The organism is Roseicella aerolata, assembly GCF_020523605.1.
Classification (GTDB): Bacteria; Pseudomonadota; Alphaproteobacteria; order Acetobacterales; family Acetobacteraceae; genus Paracraurococcus; species Paracraurococcus aerolatus.
The window spans coordinates 1-3,701 of record NZ_JAJAQI010000119.1 but is presented as its reverse complement, the minus strand read 5'-3'; the positions used below and the strand labels follow the sequence as shown (position 1 = coordinate 3,701).

Genomic DNA, 3,701 nt, shown 5'->3' with positions numbered 1-3,701 from the left:
CCTACGGCTTCCTCGTGGCCGAGCGCTGCCTTTTCCCCCCTCAATCCCGCTTCACCGCGCGGCGGCTCAAGACACCTGCGCTATCCAAAGGCTTCCAGCCGCGCGGTGCCGGTCCGGCCTGAGCGCCACGTGCCGCACTCAATCGCCAGCATTCGCCGCCGCCTCACCGTCGGCCTTGTCCACCTCCTCCCGCGCTGCCCCTGCTGCCTGCAGAAACAGCGTATACGGCCAAGAAGCAAGTGACACAGTAAGACTAAAAGGGTGTCATTCCCGGCCAGCCCCTCAATTCTTTCGGTCTTGGTGCCGCCCTTGATGCTGTCGTGAAAGCCGGTCCCTCGAATTGTGCGCCGCATCAAAACCTCAATCAAACATTGTCTATTCCTTGAAGCAAAACAACCAACAGTTAAGGAAAACTTACGGCGTGATATGCAATATTTGATTGATGAACTGTCGCACGCGCTTGTGCGTGTTACTGCGGTCGAGGGTGCCTACTCTGACCTGCCAGAGCCGGGCTGCCGCTCTAGCCTGGACCGGGGAGGTGCGGTGTCGGAGCAGTCCGGACAGCAGCGCGGAGCAGCCATGGAAACGGCGCGAAGCGTCGGTGACCCGGATGGCGAGGATCCACCGCCTCCTCTCTACGCGGATAGTACGGGCGGGAACGATGCAATCGCCGACGGTTCAGAAGCGCGGCCGTTCGCGACGCTCGCCCGTGCGGTGGCTAGGCTGCGGCCTGGTGGCCTGCTGAAGTTGAGAGCAGGGTCCACCTTCAGAGAGCCGCTCGTCATCGGCGCGGCCGGCGCCACGGTCGAGCCCTACGGAAACGGACCGCCACCGCGCCTTTCCTGCGGCGTTCTGGCGGGTCCTGCCGCGGCTTGGCGGCGGGAGCCCCGTTCGCCGGGCTCTCTTTTGCGCGAAAGCTTCGAGGCGGAGCGGCCTGATCCGGCCTGGACGCGAGTCTCCGGGGCAGCCGACCGTCGTCACGCGCGGAGTGGCCGGCAGTCCTGGCGTTGTGCGAATGTTCAGGGGGAAAGCTGGACAAGCCGACCCCTTGGGGGCGCCCGGCCCGAGATCGGCGGCTGGCTTCGCATCGATGGTGGACGCGCAGGCGGGGACGGGTCACGGGCTTGGCTCGCTGGATTCGCCACCGCGGCGGACGGGGGAGGCGATGCGTCCGGCCTCTGGCTCGAGTGGTCCGGCGGCCAGTTCAGGCTGGGCCTCGGCACCTCGGCGATGGCAATGGAAGCGAACGGCACCCCCGTGCCTGCCAGTGCCTGGATCGGGTTCCGGTTGGTGCTTGCCGGCGTGCCCGCGTCAGGACGCGGCGCTCTCGAGCTTTATCTGCGCGGCAGCACCGAACCGAGCCACCGCCTGAACGCAGTGCTGTTGCCGGACGGCGCCTATCACGCCGGCTTCGGCCTAGCGGGCTCCCACGCTGCTGAATTTGCGGTGAATTTCGACGATATAGCCTGCGGCAGCACGAGTCCCTCCGACATACCGGCCGACCTCTGGTATCTCGAAGACGTCGGTGTCGAGCCCCTGGTCGTCACGCTGGACGGCGCGCCCGGACGGCGCAGCCCCGTGCGGGCGCTGATGTCGCAGCCCGGCGACCACTGGTGGGACGCGCGGAGTGCCCGGCTTTATCTCCGCTCGCCTGTGCCGCCGGGTCTGCGGTGGACCGAGATCGAGTACGCGGCGCGCCGCGACGCGGCAGTGATCGAAGCGTCCTTCGTGCAGCTTCGCGGCCTCGTCCTGTCGCACTACAACTTCGACGACGGCGGGATCGGACTTGAAGCCGGCAGGCATCTGCCGACGCTGTCCCGCCCGGGCCTGGTCGGCCGCCATACGGGCACCGAGGCAGCGGACCACATCGCGCGGCCGGGCCACGCGGACAGCCCTTGGAACCGGCGGGTCGGCGCCGGTGCCCACCTCGTCGCCGCGCCCCGCGGCTTCGGGGCGCTCAACATCGTCCTGGGCGGCTGGCTGTCGCCGCCGATCACCACCGCCATCTACGTGGCCAAGCCGGGCGATCCTCTGGTGGAGGTGCTCTACCATCCGGATGCCTGGATGCGGGTCCACGACAAGGTTTGGAAGCGCGCCGGCAACGACGCCGTGGTCGAGGCCGCGATCCTCATGCGCGCGCGCCCCGACTTCCCGTCCTCCCCGCTGGGCGTGCGGTCGCGCTACGTCTACCAGACATCTTCGCCCTCGGGCTGGGCCCTGCCAGACGTCCCGGAATTTCGGCCCGCGCCGCCGCCGGCACGGGGCACGGTGCTGCGGGTGCGCTGTCCTCGCGGCGTGCGCCCGCCGCCTGACACCGACGGCTACCTCGCGGTGTTTCAGCCCGACGGCCTAGTCTTCGAGGCCTATAGCCCGGTCGTCCTCTCCGACGGTCGCATCGTCTGCTTCTCCTATGGCGTCACCGACGCCCGCGGCGCGCTAGCCGGCGACGAGGGCGGCGTCTGCGCCTCGCTGATCCCCGTCCATGCGGGCACGATCCGTGATCGCGAGATCGCTTCGGGCGGAGTGCCGCACGCATTGGCGCTCTACGGACCCGAGGCCCAGCTCGCGCCTGCGGCGCGCTGGCCGGCGCTCGCCTGGGATCGCACCAATCGCTATCGCGGGACCCTTCCGATGGGCAGCCGGCTGGCGATCCCGCCCGAGATCGACCTTGATGCGCACGGGTTCGCAAGCGATGCCGGGCGGGTCATCGCGAGGGCCGCGCAGGACTACGGACTGATCCTGGTGGATCGGAACGGCGGCGACGGCCTGATCATCAAGACGCAGCACAACGCACCAGCGGATGCCGCCATCCTCGCCCGCTACGACGAGAAGGTCTGGCGCGATCTGCGTTGGATGGTCGCGCGCCTGAAGGTGGTGATCTCCTGACGCTTGCCGCCGCAGCGGAGCGAGCGGCCCGTGCGCTCCGGCCAGGATGGATAGTTCCCCTCCGGGCTTGCCCACCCGCGGAGCGGACGCCTCATACCCCGCTCATGACGTTCTGACCGACCGGAGGTAGGGGTAGTCGGTCGGGGAGGCGATGCGGCCCGGCTCGGCGACAACGCGGTTCCAGGCGTCGCAGCAGCCGTCGAAGATGGCGCTGAGGTCGGAGAAGAGCTGGGGCGAGAGAAAGCGCTTGCGCAGGTAGAGCCAGATCCGCTCCACCGAGTTCAGCTCCAGCGCGTAGGGTGGCAGGAAGATCAGGCTGATGTTGGCCGGCACGGTGATGGCGTCCGCGGTGTGCCATCCGGCGCCGTCAAGCAGCAGGGTGCATGCACCCTCTCCGGCAGGGGCGCCGCGAAGCCGTCGATGAAGGCCTGCATGGCCGCCGCGCCGTGAGCGTCAGCGCATTCAGGCGGGTTGACAGCTTGGCCGGAAATTCCAGGGCAGCAGCTCGTCGATGCGGCTGATGGGATGGCCACCTGCGAGCCGATTGAGAACGGCGGTTATGTAGGCCTCCGGGTCGAGGCCATTCAGCTTCGCAGTCTCCGCGATGGTGTAGATGATCGCGGCCCGCTGCCCACCAGCATCGCTACCCACGATGGGTTTGCCCCGCCTCGATGGACATCAACGAAGCTTTCGCGCGAGGTGTCCGCGATGCCCAGACCCCATCCTGCCTACGCACCGGAGTTCCGGCGCCAGATGGTCGAGTTGGTCCGTGCCGGACGCGACCCGGCCGACCTTGCCCGCGAGTTCGAACCTTC

Annotated in this window: 2 protein-coding genes and 1 pseudogene; 1 reads left to right on the top strand and 2 read right to left on the bottom strand. The window is 68.4% G+C overall.

Going from position 1 to position 3,701, the window contains the following annotated elements:
- The first annotated feature begins 1,236 nt into the window (after positions 1-1,236).
- Positions 1,237-2,886 (top strand): hypothetical protein, encoded by a 1,650-nt coding sequence (locus LHA35_RS27960; protein ID WP_226614597.1) that lies wholly within the window; start codon positions 1,237-1,239, stop codon positions 2,884-2,886.
- A 102-nt stretch (positions 2,887-2,988) separates the two neighbouring features.
- Here the strand turns inward: LHA35_RS27960 and LHA35_RS27955 are convergent, their stop codons facing one another.
- A complete protein-coding gene (locus tag LHA35_RS27955) occupies positions 2,989-3,261 on the bottom strand; it encodes a transposase (RefSeq protein WP_226614602.1) in 273 nt (90 codons plus the stop codon).
- Positions 3,262-3,348: 87 nt separating this feature from the next.
- A pseudogene (locus tag LHA35_RS27950) lies at positions 3,349-3,537 on the bottom strand (transposase domain-containing protein); the annotation flags it as partial.
- Between the last annotated feature and the right edge of the window lie 164 nt (positions 3,538-3,701).